At 64.8% G+C, this 18,662-nt stretch carries 18 protein-coding genes; 10 read left to right on the forward strand and 8 right to left on the reverse strand.

Annotated elements, in window-relative coordinates; translation table 11 throughout:
• The first annotated feature begins 116 nt into the window (after positions 1–116).
• A complete protein-coding gene (locus U0042_RS20135; protein ID WP_114814119.1) occupies positions 117–1,409 on the forward strand; it encodes an MFS transporter in 1,293 nt (430 codons plus the stop codon).
• A gap of 82 nt (positions 1,410–1,491) precedes the next feature.
• On the opposite strand, the gene U0042_RS20140 is transcribed toward U0042_RS20135, so the two are convergent.
• Both U0042_RS20140 and U0042_RS20145 read right to left on the reverse strand, forming a co-directional pair.
• Positions 1,492–3,102, reverse strand: a complete 1,611-nt coding sequence (locus U0042_RS20140) for an amidase (RefSeq protein WP_232833525.1) — start codon at positions 3,100–3,102, stop codon at positions 1,492–1,494.
• A 41-nt stretch (positions 3,103–3,143) separates the two neighbouring features.
• Positions 3,144–3,842: a dienelactone hydrolase family protein gene (locus tag U0042_RS20145; protein WP_114814118.1), complete on the reverse strand. Its 699-nt coding sequence runs from the start codon at positions 3,840–3,842 to the stop codon at positions 3,144–3,146.
• A gap of 716 nt (positions 3,843–4,558) precedes the next feature.
• Here U0042_RS20145 and U0042_RS20150 point away from each other — a divergent pair.
• Both U0042_RS20150 and U0042_RS20155 read left to right on the forward strand, forming a co-directional pair.
• Positions 4,559–5,704, forward strand: coding sequence for a branched-chain amino acid ABC transporter substrate-binding protein (locus U0042_RS20150; RefSeq protein WP_114814117.1), 1,146 nt, complete (start codon positions 4,559–4,561; stop codon positions 5,702–5,704).
• Between the two features lie 160 nt (positions 5,705–5,864).
• On the forward strand, positions 5,865–6,896 hold the full coding sequence (locus U0042_RS20155; protein WP_114814116.1) for a cupin-like domain-containing protein: 1,032 nt from the start codon (positions 5,865–5,867) through the stop codon (positions 6,894–6,896).
• Between the two features lie 111 nt (positions 6,897–7,007).
• On the opposite strand, the gene U0042_RS20160 is transcribed toward U0042_RS20155, so the two are convergent.
• Together U0042_RS20160 and U0042_RS20165 are read right to left on the reverse strand one after the other, a co-directional pair.
• The gene (locus U0042_RS20160) at positions 7,008–8,447 is read right to left on the reverse strand and encodes a collagen-like triple helix repeat-containing protein (RefSeq protein WP_327204994.1); all 1,440 of its coding nucleotides are present in this window, start codon (positions 8,445–8,447) and stop codon (positions 7,008–7,010) included.
• A 288-nt stretch (positions 8,448–8,735) separates the two neighbouring features.
• Positions 8,736–9,947, reverse strand: a complete 1,212-nt coding sequence (locus U0042_RS20165) for an MFS transporter (protein WP_114809460.1) — start codon at positions 9,945–9,947, stop codon at positions 8,736–8,738.
• Positions 9,948–10,152: 205 nt separating this feature from the next.
• On the opposite strand from U0042_RS20165, the gene U0042_RS20170 reads away from it, so the two are divergent.
• From U0042_RS20170 to U0042_RS20180, 3 genes are all read left to right on the forward strand, one after another.
• The gene (locus U0042_RS20170; protein WP_114809459.1) at positions 10,153–10,818 is read left to right on the forward strand and encodes a HugZ family protein; all 666 of its coding nucleotides are present in this window, start codon (positions 10,153–10,155) and stop codon (positions 10,816–10,818) included.
• 402 nt (positions 10,819–11,220) lie between these two features.
• Positions 11,221–11,517, forward strand: coding sequence for an H-NS family nucleoid-associated regulatory protein (locus tag U0042_RS20175; RefSeq protein ID WP_114809458.1), 297 nt, complete (start codon positions 11,221–11,223; stop codon positions 11,515–11,517).
• Between the two features lie 263 nt (positions 11,518–11,780).
• The gene (locus tag U0042_RS20180; protein WP_114809457.1) at positions 11,781–13,061 is read left to right on the forward strand and encodes a cation diffusion facilitator family transporter; all 1,281 of its coding nucleotides are present in this window, start codon (positions 11,781–11,783) and stop codon (positions 13,059–13,061) included.
• Between the two features lie 10 nt (positions 13,062–13,071).
• On the opposite strand, the gene U0042_RS20185 is transcribed toward U0042_RS20180, so the two are convergent.
• The 3 genes from U0042_RS20185 to U0042_RS20195 all read right to left on the reverse strand — a co-directional run bounded on the left by U0042_RS20185 (position 13,072) and on the right by U0042_RS20195 (position 14,967).
• The gene (locus U0042_RS20185; RefSeq protein WP_006050474.1) at positions 13,072–13,530 is read right to left on the reverse strand and encodes an Lrp/AsnC family transcriptional regulator; all 459 of its coding nucleotides are present in this window, start codon (positions 13,528–13,530) and stop codon (positions 13,072–13,074) included.
• 118 nt (positions 13,531–13,648) lie between these two features.
• Positions 13,649–14,302: an exonuclease gene (locus U0042_RS20190; protein ID WP_114809456.1), complete on the reverse strand. Its 654-nt coding sequence runs from the start codon at positions 14,300–14,302 to the stop codon at positions 13,649–13,651.
• The gene (locus U0042_RS20195; RefSeq protein ID WP_114809455.1) at positions 14,299–14,967 is read right to left on the reverse strand and encodes an MBL fold metallo-hydrolase; all 669 of its coding nucleotides are present in this window, start codon (positions 14,965–14,967) and stop codon (positions 14,299–14,301) included. Before U0042_RS20195 ends, U0042_RS20190 begins: the two co-directional genes overlap by 4 nt.
• A 384-nt stretch (positions 14,968–15,351) precedes the next feature.
• On the opposite strand from U0042_RS20195, the gene U0042_RS20200 reads away from it, so the two are divergent.
• Positions 15,352–15,639: a hypothetical protein gene (locus U0042_RS20200; protein WP_157977780.1), complete on the forward strand. Its 288-nt coding sequence runs from the start codon at positions 15,352–15,354 to the stop codon at positions 15,637–15,639.
• A 143-nt stretch (positions 15,640–15,782) separates the two neighbouring features.
• Entirely contained in the window at positions 15,783–16,391 is a 609-nt protein-coding gene (locus U0042_RS20205) for a septal ring lytic transglycosylase RlpA family protein (protein ID WP_114809454.1), read from the forward strand.
• A gap of 230 nt (positions 16,392–16,621) precedes the next feature.
• Here U0042_RS20205 and rsmI read toward each other — a convergent pair whose 3' ends face one another.
• A complete protein-coding gene (rsmI, locus tag U0042_RS20210; RefSeq protein WP_114809453.1) occupies positions 16,622–17,491 on the reverse strand; it encodes a 16S rRNA (cytidine(1402)-2'-O)-methyltransferase in 870 nt (289 codons plus the stop codon).
• 37 nt (positions 17,492–17,528) lie between these two features.
• Between rsmI and U0042_RS20215 the strand changes: the two genes are divergently transcribed.
• Complete coding sequence (locus U0042_RS20215) at positions 17,529–17,963, forward strand: YraN family protein (RefSeq protein ID WP_114809452.1); 435 nt, start codon at positions 17,529–17,531, stop codon at positions 17,961–17,963.
• Positions 17,964–18,056: 93 nt separating this feature from the next.
• Positions 18,057–18,644: an SIS domain-containing protein gene (locus tag U0042_RS20220; protein WP_114809451.1), complete on the forward strand. Its 588-nt coding sequence runs from the start codon at positions 18,057–18,059 to the stop codon at positions 18,642–18,644.
• Positions 18,645–18,662 lie beyond the last annotated feature (18 nt).

Here is an 18,662-nt window from a genome sequence, read left to right on the forward strand (position 1 = left end):
CAGCTTGAAATCACCTTGACCGGTCTTTACACTCGCAGGGCATCGGCGAAGGCCGGTACGCAGCTATCGGCGGCTGCATAACGAAATATCCTCCCTCGTGAAGGCCGGAGAACCGGATGGCACCAGCGTCGAGAAGCTTCAACACCCGGGCAGTCGCGGCCGCCGTGATCGGCAATGCGCTCGAGTGGTACGACTTCACCGTGTACGGCTTTCTCAACGTCGTCATCGCCCAGTTGTTCTTTCCCGCCCGCAGCGAATACGCGTCGCTGCTTCTCACCACGGCAACGTTCGGCGCCGCGTTCGTGATGCGCCCGGTGGGCGGCATCGTGCTCGGCCTCTATGCCGACCGCGCGGGCCGCAAGGCCGCGCTCTCGCTCGTCATGCTGCTGATGACGCTCGGCATGCTGCTGCTCGCCGTCGCACCGCCGTATTCCGCCATCGGCGTGGGCGCACCGCTCATGATCGTGCTGGGCCGCATGCTGCAAGGCTTTTCCGCCGGCGGCGAGTTCGGCAGTTCGACTGCGTTGCTGATCGAAGCCGCGCCGTTTTCTAAACGTGGGCTCTACGGCAGTTGGCAGATGGCGAGCCAGGCCGGCGCGTTGCTCCTGGGCGCGCTCGTAGGCGCGACGATCGCTCACGGCCTGCCGCCCGAGGCGTTCAAGGCGTGGGGCTGGCGCGTGCCGTTCATCGTCGGGCTCCTGATCGGGCCTATCGGTTTCTACATCCGCCGACACCTCGCGGACTCCGAAGCATTTCTTCACGCGAAGCAGACCGCGCGCCGCGCCACCTTGCGCGAGGTCTTCGCCAGCCACAGCAGCGACGTGCTGTGCGGGCTGGGCGCTGTCATTGCGCTCACCGTGACGGTCTACGTGCTCATCAGTTACTTGCCTACGTTCGCGGTGCGCGAGCTGAAGCTCTCGTACGCGGAGTCGTTCCACGCGGTGATCGCGGGCAACGTGGTGCTCATGGTGCTGTCGCCCGTGATGGGCGCGTGGTCCGACCGCATCGGACGCAAGGGACTCTCGCTGTGGTCGCTCGTTGCCACGTTCGTGTTGATGTATCCGCTCTTCTCGTGGCTCGCGGCCGCGCCTACCGTGTCGAAGCTCGTTCTCGTGCAGACGTTGCTTTCGGTCACGCTCTCCGGCTACTACGGACCGTTCGGCGCGCTGATCGCGGAACTGTTCCCGGCCAACGTGCGCTCCACAGGTCTCTCGCTTGCCTACAACTTCGCCGTGGTGCTGTTCGGCGGGTTCGGTCCGTTCATCGTGACGTGGTTGATCGAGACCTTCGATTCGCCGCTTGCGCCCACGTACTATGTGATGGGCGGACTCGCGGTATCGATCGTTGCAGTGGCCTGCGTGCCCGCGCAGCGCCATGCCGATCTGGACGCGCGTCGCAAGCCGGCGTGAACGCGTTTCGGCTGTTATAGAGAGAGCGTTGAGCGCAGTCGCGCCGCGGTTTCACGCGCGCGCGTTCAAGCGCGCGCCTGCATCAAAGGCGGCCGGCGATCGAACCACGGACGCGCCGCCTCGAGCTGTGCGGCGAGCCGGAACAGCGTGGCGTCGTCGCCCTCGCGCGCCGCGAACTGCACGCCGATGGGCAGCCCACGCGCGTTCCAGTAATCAACGGCGGCCGGCGATCGAACCACGGACGCGCCGCTTCGAGCTGTGCGGCGAGCCGGAACAGCGTGGCGTCGTCGCCCTCGCGCGCTGCGAACTGCACGCCGATGGGCAGCCCACGCGCGTTCCAGTAGAGCGGCACCGACATCGCCGGCTGGCCGGTGAGATTGAACAACTCTGTGCAGCCTGCCCATGCGAATGCCTTGGCTGACGCCTCGGCGAGCAGGCGTTTCATGAGCGGCTCGACGGGCATGGCCGTGACCGCGCGCATCTGGATGCGCTCCATCTGCGTGGGCCGCATCTCGCCAATCTTGATGGGCGCGGATGCGAGCGTCGCGCACAGAATCACGTCGTAGCGCGTGAAGAGATCCGCGAGTTTCGCGCTCACGCGGCGCTGCGTTTCGAGCGCGCCCGGCAGCGCGTTTTCGCCGAGCTTGCGGCCCACGTGCGCCATCGCCCATGTCGCGATTTCGAAGTCGGTGCGGCGAGGTTTGCGGCCCGAGAGGCGATCTGCGTTTAGCACGAATTCGTCGGCCACCACGGACCACAGCATCAGAAAAGCGTGAGCGACAGAGGCGAAGTCGATGTCCAGTTCGACCGGCTCGACATGATGCCCGAGCGACTCGACCAGCTTTGCGGCGTCATCGAGCGCGGCGCGCGCATCGGCGGAGAGCGAAGGCGCGAGCATGGGGTGCGAGATCAGCGCGATATGCAGCGGCTTGCAAGGCTCGCGCGTCGCGGCGAGCAGCGTGCCGGGCGTACCCGGCGGCAGCGCGGGGTCGCCCGCCACGAGGTCGAGCAGCAGGGCGCTGTCGCGCACGCTGCGCGAGATGGCGTGATCCACGCCGAGTTCGCCCGGCGGCGGCGCTTCGACGCGTGGCGGCTGACGCGAACGCGAAGGCTTCAGTCCGAAGAGACCGCAGCACGAAGCAGGAATGCGGATCGAGCCGCCGCCATCGGATGCGTGTGCAACGGGCACGACGCCGGCCGCCACTGCTGCTGCAGAACCACCGCTCGATCCGCCCGGCGTGTGATCGAGGTTCCACGGGTTGCGGCACGGACCAAACAGTTCGGGCTCCGTATAAGGCATTTGCCCGAGCTCCGAAGTACTCGTCTTCGCGAAGATGTTGAGCCCCGCCTCGCGAAAGCGCGCGACCACCGGCGCGTCTTGCGTGGGCACGAAGTGGCGATAGTGGCGGCTTCCCATCGACATCGGCAGGCCCGCTACCGGCGCACCCAGGTCTTTGACGAGAAACGGCACGCCTGCGAGCGGCCCGTCGGCGATGCCTTGCATGCCATCGCCGCTGCGGAGCGCGCGCTTGCGGGCCGCGTCGTAGTCTTTGAGCACGACAGCGTTGATGGCCGGGTTCACCGCTTCCACACGCGAGATCGCGGCGTCCAGCAGTTCGCGCGCGCTGACTTCGCGACGCTTCACGAGTTCGGCGAGGCCGATTGCGTCGTGGGCAAGGTAGTCGGACACCATCGGTCGGTTTCTCGCGTGCGGGGTGAGGGTGTGCGCGGCGCTTACATCAGCTCGCCGAGGAACGTCAGCGTGCGGCCATGCGCGAGCGCGGCGGCGTGCTGGTTGTACGACGCGCGCTCCGTGCAGTTGAAGCCGTGTTCGGCGCCGGGGTACAGGTGGAACTCCACGTTGTCGCGGCCGGTGAAGCGCTCCTTCACCTGTCCCACGGCTTCGAGCGGAATGGAGTGATCGTGCTCGGCGTAGTGGAACTGCATGGGCACCTTGACGTTCGGCGCTTCTTCCAGACGGTTCTGGATACCGCCGCCGTAGTACGACACGGCGGCATCCAGCGTGCCCTGGGCCGCGGCGAGATACGCGAGGCGTCCGCCGAAGCAGTAGCCGATGGCGGCCACCTTGCCGGTCACCTCAGGCATGGCGCGCAACGCTGACGCGGCGGCGCCGATGTCTGCCACCGCGAGATCGACGTTGGTCTTCTGCAGCAGTTCGATGCCGCGGTCGCGGTCCGCGCCCACGTAATCGAGCTCCACGCGCGGTTGGGTGCGCCAGAAGATGTCCGGTGCGAGCGCGACGTAGCCGTCCTGCGCGTACTGTTCCGCGACGTCGCGAATATGGCCGTTGACGCCAAAGATTTCCTGAACGATGACGATGCCCGGGCCCTTGCCCGTCTTCGGCAGCGCCAGGTAGCCTTCGAAGCTTTCATTGCCGGTCGGGATGTCGATCCAGCGGGATGTGATGCTCACAGCGTTTCTCCTTGAAGACGGTCGTGGAGCGAGACACCGCGACACCCAGGGCCGCGCGCCGAAAGCGCGGCAAAGCCTGACGAGGCCCTGCAAGGCACGGCGGGCGCGAGGCGGCGAATCGAACCAGGGGAATCAATATGGAGAGCCAGTTTGCCACATGGGTGGACGGCCCTGCAGGAAGCCTCGCAACGTGTCTCGAGGCCGGTCTTGCCGCACGCGACGGTCCTGCCGGACCACTGATGGTCCGGTGATCGGCGCATGCATGCTTGCGATGCTTATTTGAACCATTAACGGTTATTAACCGCCATTACTTTAGTGCGGACGGACAAATCGTCACATTGGCAGAGGCGCCGATTGAGCCGGCCTTGCGCAAACCTTTGCGAAGCGCCGCTCACATAGCCGGACCGGGTATGCGCAGAGCCGCATATGCGGCCGCTATACGGGCATCGAAGTGCTCGCATCGCGTCCCGCGGTTCGGTTGACAGGACAAACGCTATTGGTAGTGTCACCACTTACCCAAAAAAATCCCCTAAATTAATTTGATCGCCTACACTTGCGCGCAAGTATGATTGGCCGCCTGTCACAAACCGGCGAATGTCATGCTAGCCAGGTGCATGAACGATGCATCCTGCGTGGTCGTCCGCCAATAGAGCGACACGTGAAGGGAGCGGGGCACAGGGCGATTACGTAATTTGGGACCGAAACTGGAGACTTACATGAACATCAAGATTCAAAAGCTGTTGCCGATCAGCGCGGCCGCCATGCTGTTTGCGTCGATCGCAACGACCGCGGCAGCTGACCAGGTCGTGAAGATCGGTCACGTCGCTCCGCTGACGGGCGGCATTGCTCACCTCGGCAAAGACAACGAGAACGGCGCGCGTCTCGCTGTCGAAGAAATCAATGCCAAGGGCCTGACGATCGGCGGCCAGAAGATCACGCTGGAACTCGACGCCCAGGACGACGCGGCTGACCCGCGTACGGCTACCCAGGTTGCCCAGAAGCTCGTCGACGACAAGGTCGTGGCAGTGGTCGGCCACCTGAACTCGGGTACTTCGATCCCGGCTTCGAAGATCTATAGCGACGCGGGCATCGTCCAGATCTCGCCGTCGGCAACGAACCCCGCCTACACGCAGCAAGGCTTCAAGACCACGTACCGCGTGGTGGCTACGGACGCTCAGCAAGGTCCGGCACTCGCGAACTACGCCGCGAAGGGCCTGAAGGTGAAGAGCGTCGCGATCGTCGACGATTCCACGGCTTACGGCCAGGGTCTGGCGAACGAATTCGAGAAGACCGCGAAGGCACTGGGCCTGAAGGTCGTGTCGCACGATGCGACGAACGACAAGGCCGTGGACTTCCGCGCGATTCTGACGAAGATCAAGGGTGAGAACCCGGACGCGATCATGTACGGCGGCATGGACGCCACCGGCGGCCCGTTCGCCAAGCAGGCGAAGCAGCTGGGCCTGCGCGCGAAGGTGCTCGCGGGTGACGGCGTGTGTACCGACAAGCTGTCGGACCTGGCCGGCGACGCAACCGACAACGTCGTGTGCTCGGAAGCCGGTATGGCGCTCGAGAAGATGGAAGGCGGCGCAGCGTTCCAGGCGAAGTATCAGAAGCGCTTCGGCCAGCCGATCCAGATCTACGCTCCGTTCACGTATGACGCGGTGTACATCATCGTCGATGCAATGAAGCGTGCAAACTCGACGGACCCGGCGAAGATTCTCGCCGCCATGCCGAGCACCGACTACAAGGGCGTGATTGGCGAAACCACGTTCGACTCGAAGGGCGACCTCAAGCACGGCGTGATCTCGCTGTACAACTACAAGGGCGGCAAGAAGACCCTGCTCGACGTCGTGAAGATGTAATGTCACAGGCCGCATCGGCCGGCGCTTCGCGCTCACCGGTGCGGTTCATGTCGACAACGACAGGCTGAACGAGGCACGCGTGCATCATGCACGCGTGCCTTTTGTTTTGGTGGCCTGCATGCGAGGCGGAGGCATCGATAACAAGCTGGAGGAGAGGGCCATGAGCCGTTCGTTCGATGACGACTGGCGCCGCTGGATTGCCGAAAACCTGCTGCTCGACGTGGCGCCGGAAACGCTGGGCGCAGCGCTCGCCTCGCACGGCTTCGCGCCGGCCGATGCCGCGCGCGAGATAGAAGCGGCGCTCGCGAGTCCATATCTGCAAGGCGGCGCGCGGCTTCGCAACCGTTTGCGCAAACGCGACTGGATGCTCACGGTGTATCGCACGCTCGCGCGCATGCGCACTGCGCCGCACGCCGATGCAAACGGTGGCGTCGCGATAGTGGAGCGCCGCGAACGGCTCTCGCGCGACGAATTCTTCGAGTCGTATTACTGCCAGAACCGGCCCGTGCTGATCGGCGGCATGCTGGATGCGTGGCCCGCGCTCGGCAAGTGGGGCTACGACTATTTCCGCGCGCGTTGCGGCGACGCCGAAGTGGAAGTGCAGTTCGGTCGCGACTCCGACGAGAACTACGAGATCAACCAGCCGAAGCACAAGCGGCTCATGGGCTTTCGCGACTACGTGGACCTCGTGGAGCAAAGCGCTCCCACCAACGATTTCTACATGACGGCCAACAACACGTCGCGCAATCGCGTGGCGCTCGCGGCGCTGTGGGACGACATTCCGCCTATCGACACCTACCTCGACGCAAGCTCGCCGGACAAAGGCTTCTTCTGGTTCGGCCCGGCCGGCACGAAGACACCGTTCCACCACGACCTCACCAACAATTTCATGGCACAGGTGATGGGCCGCAAGCGGGTGCGCCTCGTGCCGCTTGCGGATACGCCGTTCATGTACAACCACTTCCACTGTTTCTCGCAGGTGGACGGCAGCGCCATCGATACCGAACGCTTTCCGGCGATGAGCAATGCGCAGGTGATCGAGTGCACGCTCGGGCCAGGCGAGTTGCTGTTTCTGCCGATCGGATGGTGGCATTACGTCGAAGGACTCGACGTGTCCGTGACCATGACGTTCACCAACTTCCTGCGTCACAACGATTTCGCGAGCGCCTACAGCACGTATCACGAGCTTTGAGGCGAGGGGCGCACGTCGCGATGTCGAGATGAGCGGCGCAACGAGCGTGGAAATGAAAAAGCGGACCGGGTAACCGGTCCGCTTTCCTCCCTGACGCTTTGGCTGCCGTCGTTATTTTTTCGCTGCGAGTGCGGGCACGGTAGCGGGCGTGCCGGAGCCGACGGCCGAGGTCGCCCCGCCGAGCGCGCCGGTCAGCGCACCCACGAGGCTCGTGACCGGCGCGAGCAGATTGCCGCCGCTCGTCACGCTGCCGCCCGCGCCGCCGCCGGCCAACACGCCACTGCCCGACGAACCGCCTGGGCTTCCCGAACTTCCGCCCGGCTTGGTGACGGTGACGCCGCCTCCCACGCCAGCGCTGATGTTGAGCGGCGCACCGAGCGCGCCCGTGAGCGACGAGATGAGCGACGTGATGGGCGCGAGCGGATTGCCGGTGCCGCCTGTTCCACCCGTCCCGCCCGTTCCTCCAGGCAAGGCGCCGGTGAGCGACGTCACGAGATCCGTAATGGGTGCGAGCGGGTTGCTGCCCGTCGTGCCGCCCGCGGTGAAGAGCGTGCCCGCCGTCGTGACCGTGTCGCCTGTCTTCGTCAGCACGTTGCCGAGACTCGGGCCTACGGGGCTGGTCGTGGCGCTGCCGACCTGCGTGCCGGCGCTGTCGAGTCCGTGGCCGAGCGTCGCGAACAGACCGTAAAGTGGAGCGCCCAGACCGGTGGTGTCGCCAATTGCCTGCGTCGTCTGACCGAGCGCGGTCGTGATGGGCGTGATGATCGTGCTCACCGACTGCGTTACTTGCTGAACCGGACCGCCTGCCACCGTGCTACCCAACTGCGTACCGAGGCTGCTCACCGCGTTGCCCACCTGCGAGACCGCGCCGCCGACCGGCGTCGTGAGCGGACTCAGCGGTGCTGCCGGTCCCGTGCCGAGGCTGTTGACGAGTTGGCCGGTGCTGTTGACGGCCTGGCCGGCGTCGTAGATCAGATTGCCGCTGCTCGCGAGCGTGGTGCCGAGCGGATCCGTCGAATTGCCCAACTGGCCGAGACCGTTGCCCGCACCCTGGCCCAGCGCCGTGACGCCGTTGCCCAGATCCGATACTGCGCTGCCGAGCGCTCCTGTCGTGCCGGAGCCGGCGCCCGGAATGGGCGTGAGGCCGATCTGGCTACCGACTGTCGACACGGTTTGACCTGTCGCCGTCACCACGTTGCTCGCCGCTTTGACGACCTGGCCGAGGAGATTGCTGGTTGTGGGCGTGGGCGTTGGTGTCGGCGTTGGTGTTGGTGTAGGCGTAGGCGTCGGCGTCGGCGTCGGCGTCGGCGTCGGCGTCGGAGTCGGAGTCGGAGTCGGAGTCGGAGTCGGAGTGGGCGTCCCACTCCCCCCACCCGAGCCGCCGCCGGACCCACCGCCCGCCCCGCTGCCCAGTCCCGCCCCCGCCCCCGCGCCGGTGCTGCCGGAGATCGCCGGCTTCGCGGGCGTGTCGAGTGTGGTACCGCAGCCCGTGAGCGCGACCATCGACGATACGCACAACGCGATCGCCGTCAGCTTGAAGGTTTGATTCATTTTTCTGCCCCCGTATCGGAATTCGCGGGAGACAGAATGCAAGCCCTATGCCATCGAGCGCGGTCGACGGCCCGGAGCGCGCAGACCCAGCAAAATCAAGGCCCACGCGGTTTGAAACGAACGGCAGGCAAAGGACGAGTTCCGTCGTGTGTCGCGGAACATCGATGCCAGCCAGGGGCAACGTAACGTAACGCGCTACGCGCCGGACATGGCTTCCCGCGCCTCAACGGCGCTCCGGGGCGTGGCGTCGAAGGCAGACGCTTCAGCGAAGAAAAGCGCCGGCGCCGCTCAGACCTTGAGCCGCCGCAACACGCGCGGCGCCACGGCAGCCACGAGCGCTGCGCACAGCGCCACCACGGAGAGTCCGATGGAAAGATTCGTGAACTGCGCGACCCCGCCGATCACCACCGGCCCCAGCAGCAGACCGAAATACGCAAGTCCGGCGACATGAGCGAGCCCTTCGGCGGCGTGGATGCCATTCACGCGCGTCGCCGCCGCGAACAGCACGGGCATCATGTTCGCGAGACCGAGGCCCATGAGCGTGAAGCCGGTCATCGCCGTGACCGGATAAGGCAACAGCAGCGCGCCGACCATGCCGACGCACGCAAGCGAGGCGCTCGCCATGACGAGTTGCGGTGCGCCGAAGCGGGCGCGCACGGCGTCGCCGGCGAAGCGCGCCGCCGCCATGCCGCCCGAGAACGCCGCATACGCGGCACTTGCGACGGCGGGGCTCGATACCACGACGTCCCGCATGTAGACGGTGGCCCAGTCATACATGGCGCCTTCGGCGACGAGCGCGATCAGGGCGATTGCACCGAGCATCCACAAGGCGGGCGAGCGCCAGCGGTTCGCGCGCGGCGTCGCCGAATCGGGATGCTCGGCGTGCGGCACGTGGGGCAGTACCGCGGGACACGCGGCAAACAGCACGGCCGCGACGAGCGCCGAGGCGAGCGCAAGGTGCACCGCAGGCGCCATGCCATGCGCGAGCAGCGCGCCGCCTACGGCCGCACCGGCCATGCCGCCCACACTGAACATGCCGTGCAGCGACGACATGATGGGCCGGCCCATCGTCTTTTCCACGGCGCTGGCTTCTGCGTTCATGGCGACGTCGAGGGTTGCCATGCCGACGCCGAATCCCGCGAGCACCGGTAGCAGCAGCCAGTACGTCGGCACGACCAGAATGAGCGCGCCGCACACCACCATGGCGAGACCGCCCGCAAGACACGCGCGGCGCGTGCCGACGCGCGCGATCCACGACGCGTTGGTCGCCATCGCGGCGATCGACCCGCCCGCCACGGCGAAGAGTGCATACGACAGATGCGCCGGATCGAGATGAAAGCGATCGCGCACGGTCGGCACGTGGACGCCCCAGGACGCGTACATCATCCCGGCAATGAAAAACAGTGCCATGGTCGCGATGCGGGCCCGATTACGCGCGGCGGCAGGAAGATTGCGGTGCGCGGCAGGCAAGGCGGCAAAATCGGACGATTGATTGGACACGGGAAGATTGGGAAAGGAAAGAGAAGGCAGATCGAAAGCAGGACGATTCTAACGAAGCTTTAATTCCCTGACGGTCGTAGGTGGAATGACCCGTGATCGATTGGCGTCATCGACCTTCGCGCAAATGCCCGCCGCCCAACATGCATAATCCCGATAACGTCGGACCGGCATTATCGGGCCGAGACAGTTCCACGAGGACGCGAACTTGAACATTCCCGCTCACGCTCCGTTGCATCTGCTGCATCAGGCGAATATCGGCACGCTGGCTACGCACGCGCGGCAGCCGCAAGGGTATCCGTACCCGACGGTTTTGCCGTTCGCGCCGGATTCACGCCATCGTCCGACCATACTCGTGAGCGGCCTCGCCGAGCATACGCGCAACCTGCATGCCGATCCGCGGGCCGGCTTTCTCGTTGCGCATGCCGTGGACGGCGACGTGCTCGAAGGGCAGCGTGCCACGCTGCTCGGCGTCTTCGAGCCAGTCGAGCCGGCGCCGGCACTGGTGGCGCGCTACCTGCGTTACCACCCAGGCGCCGAACGCTTTCTGGCGCTCGGCGACTTCACGTTCTGGACGATGAACGTCGAACGGCTGCGCTATATCGGCGGATTCGGCGCCATGGGCTGGCTGGACGGCAGCGAGCTCGATGCGCTTACGCCGCTCGCTCCTGACGAAGAAACGGCCCTTGTGGACTTCTTCGAGCGTCATCCGCGGCGTGCCAGGAATCTGGAACTGACGGGCGTCGACCGTTACGGAGCGGACCTGCGGATTGACGGCGCACGCACGCGTTTCATCTTCGATGCACCTAAACCGGATTCCACATCCTTGCATGGTGCGCTTGCCGACTGCATCGAGCGTCACGCTGCGCCCTGACCGCCGCGGCGTTGCTGCGCGGTTCCGGGATAAAAGCGTGACGCTTTTGCTGCGCGACATGACCGTTTTGACGCGCCAAGGGCCAAAAAACTCTCATGACATGAAATGTTTTTTGTGAAGCTTGCATTTAATTATCGGTAGCGCCAATTCGTCCGATATTTTTTTTCCGGATCAGCGAAGTTTTTCGGGAAAATACGAAATTGCATCGCGCGAAAGCCGTTGCGCCGCAACGGGAAACTCCGTACTGTTGCTGAAAGAAAAATTAATAATAATGAGCGCGGCATCTTTTCTCTTCTTTCGATTTTGTGTTAATCTCGCCTCCAAATTCCGAGGCATGATAACCTTCAAACGGCAAACCCGGCACAAGACTGGAAGCCATTTATCCAAACCACAAGGGAACCTATGTCTTCCTACAAGGAACTACTCGCGCAGCGAGAGAAGCTGGAAAAGCAGATCGAAGAAGCCAAAGCGCGTGAATATGCGGAGGTGCTCAACGAGATCAAGCAGAAAATGGCCGACTACGGCATTACGCTGGCTGAACTCGGTGGCGGCCGCGGTAAGCAGGGCAAGGCGGCAAGCCGTTCGCGCGCAAGCGTAGCGCCGAAGTATCGCGACCCGGAAAGCGGTAGCACGTGGTCGGGTCGTGGCAAGCCGCCGCGCTGGATTGCGGGCAAAGATCGCGAAAAGTTCCTTATCTAGCAGTAATACGGTCGCGCCTCACGAGGCGTCCCGTCTAAAGAAAGCCGCGTGCGCTGTTTAGCGCACGCGGCTTTTCTATTATGTTTCGGGACTGCATATTGCGACGTCCACGAAACGGAACCGGCTGGAATGCGAATGCTTCGTGTTTGTATAACAGGCTGATTTCAAAGGGAAATTTTGAGTGCTGCAACGGAATTTCACGATGGCGCCGGTACAATGGCGCCATCCGTTGAAATAATCCGTCTTACACTTCCCGTCGCATCATGCCCAACGCCGCAACTGTCCATATCGCGGAAAAACAGGACGTCGCCCGCAAGAGTACGCTGGTGAGCGTCGCTCTCAACTCGGTCCTGGTGGTCTTGCAGATCGCCGTGGGCCTGTTCGCGCATTCCCAGGCGCTGGTGGCCGACGGCGTTCACTCGCTTGCGGATCTCATTTCCGATTTCGTCGTGCTGCTCGCGAATCGTCATAGCGGCGCACAACCCGATGCCGACCACAACTACGGACACAGCCGCTACGAGACGGTGGCGTCGCTGTTTCTCGGGGCGCTACTGATCGCGGTGGGCGTGGGCATGCTGTGGCGCGCCGGCACCCGGCTTGCCAATCTCGACGAAATTCCGCCCGTGCATCTGGTCGCGCTCGCCGTGGCGGTGCTCGTGCTCGTTTCGAAGGAAGCGCTCTTCCGTTACATGCTGCGCGAAGCCCAGCGCGTGCGTTCCGCCATGCTCGTCGCCAATGCGTGGCACGCCCGCTCGGACGCGGCCTCGTCGCTCGTGGTGGCGATCGGCATTGTGGGCAGCGTGGCGGGCGTGCGGCTGCTCGACCCGATCGCGGCTGCCATCGTCGGTTTCATGGTGGCGCGCATGGGCTGGACGTTCGGCTGGGACGCGCTGCAGGACCTTTCGGACCGCGCGCTGGACGAAACCGCAACCGATGACATCCGCAAGCTGCTGCTCGCGACGCCTGGCGTGCGCGACGTGCACGAACTGCGCACGCGCAAGATGGGCGACTCCGCGCTGGTGGATGCGCACATCCTGGTCGATCCGCTGATCTCGGTTTCCGAGGGGCACTACATCGCCGAGTCGGCTCGGGCACGCGTGCTTACCGACCCCCGCGTGATCGACGCGCTCATTCACGTCGACCCCGAAAACGACGCCGTGGCCCGGCCACCCGTGAACTTGCCCCCGCGCGAGCAGGTCCTCGCCCAACTGGACGAAGCGCTCGGCGAGCAGGGCGCGAAGGCAGGGCCGGTGAATTTGCACTACCTGAGCACGGGGCTCGACGTCGAAGTCACGTTACAGCGCGATGCCCGCGAGCACGACGCGGACGACGCCCTGCTCATCGAGCGCCTCGATCTGGATGCGTTGCGGCGTCGGCTGGGCGCGCGCAGGCTGGACGTGCGGCTGTCCATGCAGGCCACGGCGACAGCAACCGGCGGGGCCGGCCCTGCCGCCGATGCGCGACGGCACGATCCGGACGAAGGCCGAAAGCCGGTTCAGCCTCGCGCAGAAAAGGACCACCGCGTGCCGCACGGCACGCACTGAAGCGGCACGGTCACAACGGCAGCTGCGTATCGAACTTGATTTCCCGCAGCACGACGCTCGTGCGAACCTGGGCGACCGCCGGAATCTTGAAGATGCGTTCGTGCAGGAAGGTGTCGTAGGCCTTGATGTCGGGCGCCACGATTTTCAGGATGTAATCGGACTCGCCTGTGGTGCTGTAGCACTCGGTCACTTCCGGGCAGGTAGCGATTTCCCGCTCGAACTGTTCGACGCCGCCTTCGGTATGGCGCGTCAGATGGATATGCGCGAGCGCGCAGACATGCAGGCCGAGTTTCTCGCGATCCAGCAACGCGGTGTAACGCTGGATCACCCCCGACTGTTCCATGTCCTTGATGCGTCGCCAGCAGGGCGTGCTCGAGAGCCCCACCTGGTCCGAAATTTCCTGGACCGAACGACGCGCATCGAGCTGCAGCAGGCGCAGGATTTTTTGAGAGAACGTATCGAGTGTCAACTGCGCCTCCGTTTGCGTCGCCGTGTCCCTGCATGTTAGAGGCGGGAAAAACGAAACGCAATCAAGGCGACCCCTGGTGAGCGAGATTTGCCTGGATTGGCTGCCAGCGCTCGGCGTTTTATTCTGCCTTGCCGGCCTCCGTGGATGCCGGCGGGAGGTCAATTTTTCCGCCCGCATCCGCTTTGGCGCCAGTCGCCAAGGCTTCGGGCACGGTGCCGCCGCGCAATTCGGCGAGCATGTTGCAGAAGAGCGCGCCTTGCTCGATGGCGTCATCCAGCGCGACGTGCGTGTGCGGATGGTCGTCGAACCAGTGCTTCGGAAAGCGCGGCTTGATGCACTTGCGATAAGGCAGGCCGGTCATGGCGAACGCGAGCGTCTTGATGTCGAGCGCGGACCACGAAAACGGGCAGCGGCCCGCGAAACGCATCATGTACCAGAACATGAAGGTGAAATCGAAGCCCGCCGGCATGGCCACGAACACCGGCTTGCCCGGCAACGCCTCGACCCATTCCACGTAAGCCACCAGCGCTTCTTCCGGCTTGCGCAGATTCGTGCGGCACGCGGCCCACGCTTCGGGCTGCGTTTCCCACCAGGCGGCCTGCACAGGGTGGGGCGCAGCGCCATCGAGCAATTCCAGATTGGCAGAGAAAGTGGCGACGAGGCGCTTGTCCGCCGTGTAGGCGGCCGAGGCAAAGCTCAGCATCGAATGGGGCCCGGGAATGGGGCCGTCCGCCTCCACGTCCGTGCTGACGTAGATCTCTTCGGTGCTCATCTGGCCACCCCGTGGGCCATCCCGCCAGTCACCCGGTCCGCCACATACGGATTCGTGCGGCGCTCTTCGCCGAACGTCGAGACAGGACCGTGGCCGGGTACGAACGTGACGTCGTCGCCGAGCGGCCAGAGTTTCTCGCGAATGGAGCGGATCAGGTCGGCGTGGTTGCCGCGGGGAAAATCCGTGCGGCCAATCGATCCCGCGAACAACACGTCGCCCACGATGGCGATGCGATGCTTGCGGCTGAAAAACACCACGTGCCCCGGCGTGTGTCCTGGACAGTGGTAGACCTCAAGCGTTTCGTCGCCGAACTGCACGGTGTCGCCGTCGTGCAGCCAGCGGTTCGGTTCGAAAGCTTGCGCCGCGGGGAAGCCGAAACGCGTGCTCTGATCGGGCAGCTTCTCGATCCAGAAGCGCTCGTCTTCGTGCGGCCCTTCGATCGGCACGCCGTAGTGATCGGCGAGCGTTTTCGCGCCCGCGCAATGGTCGATGTGGCCATGCGTGAGCAGCACCTTTTCGACCGTGACCTGCTGACGCTCGACTTCGCGCTGGATAACCTCCAGGTCGCCGCCCGGGTCCACCACGGCGGCGCGCCCCGTGGCTTCGCAAACGAGCAGCGAGCAATTCTGCTGGAACGGGGTGACAGGGATCAGCGTGACTTTCATGGTGAACGGGGATGAGTCGCGGCCGACGCGAACGATGCAGGAACGAGGCCGCAAAGATTCCGATTGTACCGGGGGCGACTCGCCGCCGCCTGGCTCGTATGTGCGAATAAAAAGGATCTGGCCATCAGGCCGAGGCTGCTCCGCGCGTGCGGCCGTGCGGCCATGGGGAGCGGCGTTGCGCCGTCCGGTAGACCTTACGCACTGGGCCGCGCAAGGCGGTTACGAGCGGTTACAGAGTGCGGCGCAGCAATGGATCGGCGGGATCCAATAGTAAAGAAATGTCACGTTTTTTGATCCGCAGGGATGACGCCGAATCGTTTTGGGTATAATGCGGCCCATTACGCACGGAAGCCGTGCGCTCTCGTGGCGATATGGACCCTTTTGATGGGGCTCCAGATCGCTGTCAAGCAAGTGCCGTCGTTGCGATTCTTCATCAACGCGATTGGCAAATCCGGCATCGACTACGTTCGTTGCCACACGTCTTGTCCAGCCAGGCGCCGCGCGCCTGCCAACGGCCTAGCTGCCGTGACGCTGGATGGGGCCTACGTCGCCGTTCCTGCGCGCCGCCGGTTGCGGGTGCGCCAGAGCGCTGTTTATTCGCGCTCGATGGTGACGTTTGGTGTCTGGTCAGGCTGCTGGGGACAGGCTGTGCCAGACGTGGAAGATAACTGAGCGGTTCGCGGCGAATACGCCGCATCCGGGTGTCGACGCGCTCTCGTCATGCGCGAGCGTCTTGTCGTGCCTGTGGCCGCCGAAGCCGCAATCAGCCATGTGTCCAACGCGTGGCGCGGCTTCGCACTAGTGATGGCTAACTTATGAAATCTGGACGATCTCGACAGTTCGGGAGTCTTGTCGCCTTTGCGATTCTGACCGGCTGTGCGATGCCTCCGGGCCCGGCAACTCAGGCGAACAACGGTACGCCGGTTCGCACAGACGCCCGCAACGGCGCGCATTCCACGGCGCCGCAAAGCTTCGGCGCGGCGTTCGACCACAACATCGCGGCATCCGATACCGATGCCGGCACGAGCCCGCTGGCGAACGCGCAGCCGCTGACGGACGGTCCTGACGTGTCTGACTTCCGTCAGACGGGCCGCGCCTCGTGGTATGGCCGATTCTTCCACGGCCGCCGCACGGCGAGCGGCGAACGCTACGACATGCACGCGCTTACCGCCGCGCACCGCACGTTGCCGCTGGGGTCCTACGTGCGCGTGAGCCTGCCGGGAACGTCGAAGTTTGTGGTGGTGAAGATCAACGATCGCGGCCCATACATGCGCGGCCGTGTGATCGATCTCTCCTTCGCGGCCGCGAAGGTGCTCGGTCTTCAGAACGCGGGCACGGCGCGCGTGCAGATCGAGGGACTCACGCAACAGGAAGCCCGCGAAGCTCGCGCCGAGATGCTGGCGGAAAACTCGCCTAATCGCTGATCTCTTCGCGCCTCACGGCGATTGCCGACGACAAGACGGGCCGCTCGCGCGGCCCGTTTCTTTTTCGCTGTCTTGTTTGAGGCAACCTGCGTTGCGCTTCGCTGGGCCGTGTGTGCCGCGGTGGCAGGCGTCGCCTGGATGCCCGCTCACGCAAATTCCGCACGCTCGCCGTTGTGCTGATGTCCGCGAGCAATACGCGACGCAAACCGTCGTGCTGCCAACGGCTACCGTTATTTGAGCTCCAACGCGCGTGCATACAGATCGTTGCGCGACACGCCCGTGAGCGCCGCCGCCACCTTCGCCGCGCCCTTCACCGGCAGCTCTTCCAGCAGCGTACGCAATAGCGCGTCGTGATCCTCGACCCCGCCCGACGGCTGAGTGGGCGCTCCTTCCACCACCAGAACGAACTCGCCGCGCTGCCGGTTCGGGTCGCCTGCGAGCCACGCTGGCCCTTCGGCCAGGGTGCAGCAGTGAATGGCCTCATGTAACTTGGTCAGCTCGCGGGCGATCAGCAGGCGGCGTGCACCGCCGAATGCGTCGGCGAGTGCCTGGACGCTTTCGATCACGCGGTGGGGTGCTTCGTAGAACACCATGGCATGCGAATGCGAGGCGAGCGATTGCAGTGCTGTGATCCGCTGCTTTGCCTTGGTCGGCAGGAAGCCGAGGAACGTGAACGTTCCTGCCCAGTCGCCGGCCACCGAAAGCGCTGTGGCGAGTGCGCTCGCGCCCGGCAGCGGCACCACGGCGAAGCCCGCAGCGCGTACTGCGTCGACCAGCTTGGCGCCGGGGTCCGAAATGCCTGGCGTGCCGGCATCGGAGACGTACGCCACGCGCTCGCCCGCGCGCAGGTGTTCGATAACGCGCTGCGCAGCTTCGCGCTCGTTGTGCTCATGCACAGCAAGCAGCGGCTTGGAGAGGCCATAGCGGGAGAGCAACTGCCCGGTGTTGCGTGTGTCTTCGGCGGCGATGCGGTCCACGAGTCCGAGCACGTGCAGGGCGCGCAGCGTGATGTCGGCGGCATTGCCGATGGGCGTGGCCACCACGTACAGCGCGGCGGCGGGGTACTGCTGCGCTTGTGCGAGTTCGGAGAGAGGGATCATGAGTCAGAACACGCAGGCGAAGGGAACGAGGCCGACATTGTGCCACGCAGGTCATAAGCCGCAGACCGCGCGCAGCGACGGCAACGCGGGCCGCGACGACAACTTTTCGCGCAGGCACGAGTCGAAGAAACTCGGCGCGACGTTCGAAACGCTTGCCCTCGACTTTCTGCGCCGCCAGCGGCTGCGCTTCGTTGCACGAAACGTCACGTGCCGCGGCGGCGAAATCGATCTGGTGATGCGCGAGCCGGACGGCACGCTGGTGTTCGTCGAAGTGAGGGCGAGGGCATCGCGCAGGTATGGCGGCGCGGCGGCGAGCATCGGCTGGCAAAAGCAGCAACGTATCGTGCACGCCGCGCAGTTTTTCCTGGCGTCGCGGCAAGGCGCGATGTCGCGCTGCCGGTTCGATGTCGTGGCGTTCGAGGCAGGGCGCCTCGTATGGATGCGCGACGCGTTTCGCGCAGATGGCACCTGAAAACGGCGCTTTTCGCGGGCTCGAGTGCGATAAACTTGCGGACGCCCACGCGGCAAGTTCCCGCGACACCACGCAGTACCAGATAGAAACTCGATGTCAGTCGAACGTATTCAACAACTCTTTCGCGACAGCGCCGCTGTTCAACTCGAGGCACTGGAGGCGTTGGCCATGCCGATCGCTGCGGCCATCGACACGATCTTCGCCGCGCTCGCGAACGGCAACAAGATCATCGCGTGCGGCGACGGCGGGTCCTCGGCGCAGGCGCGGTACTTCGCTGCCGGCCTGATCGACCGCTTCGAACGCGAGCGCCCCGGCCTGCCCGCAGTCGCGCTCTCCACCGACACCAGCGCGCTCGCCACGGTGGCGACCGAAGAGGCGCTGAACCAGATCTTTGCGAAACAGCTGCGCGTGCTCGGCCAGCCCGGCGACGTGCTGCTTGCAATCACGACGTCCGACGAGCCGGCCAACGTGCTCGCCGCCATCGAGAACGCGCACGAGCGCGAGATGATCGTCGTTGCGCTCACGGGCAGCGGCGGCGCGAAAGTCGTGGAAGCGCTCGCGGACACCGACATTCACATTGGCGTGCCGTCCGCGCGGGTCGCACGCGTGCACGAAGTTCACTTGCTGACCATTCATTGTCTGTGCGACGGCATCGACGCGATGCTGCTTGGCGAAGACTGACATTCGAGGAGAAGTAGT

This window comes from Paraburkholderia kururiensis (assembly GCF_034424375.1).
Lineage (GTDB): Bacteria > Pseudomonadota > Gammaproteobacteria > Burkholderiales > Burkholderiaceae > Paraburkholderia > Paraburkholderia kururiensis_A.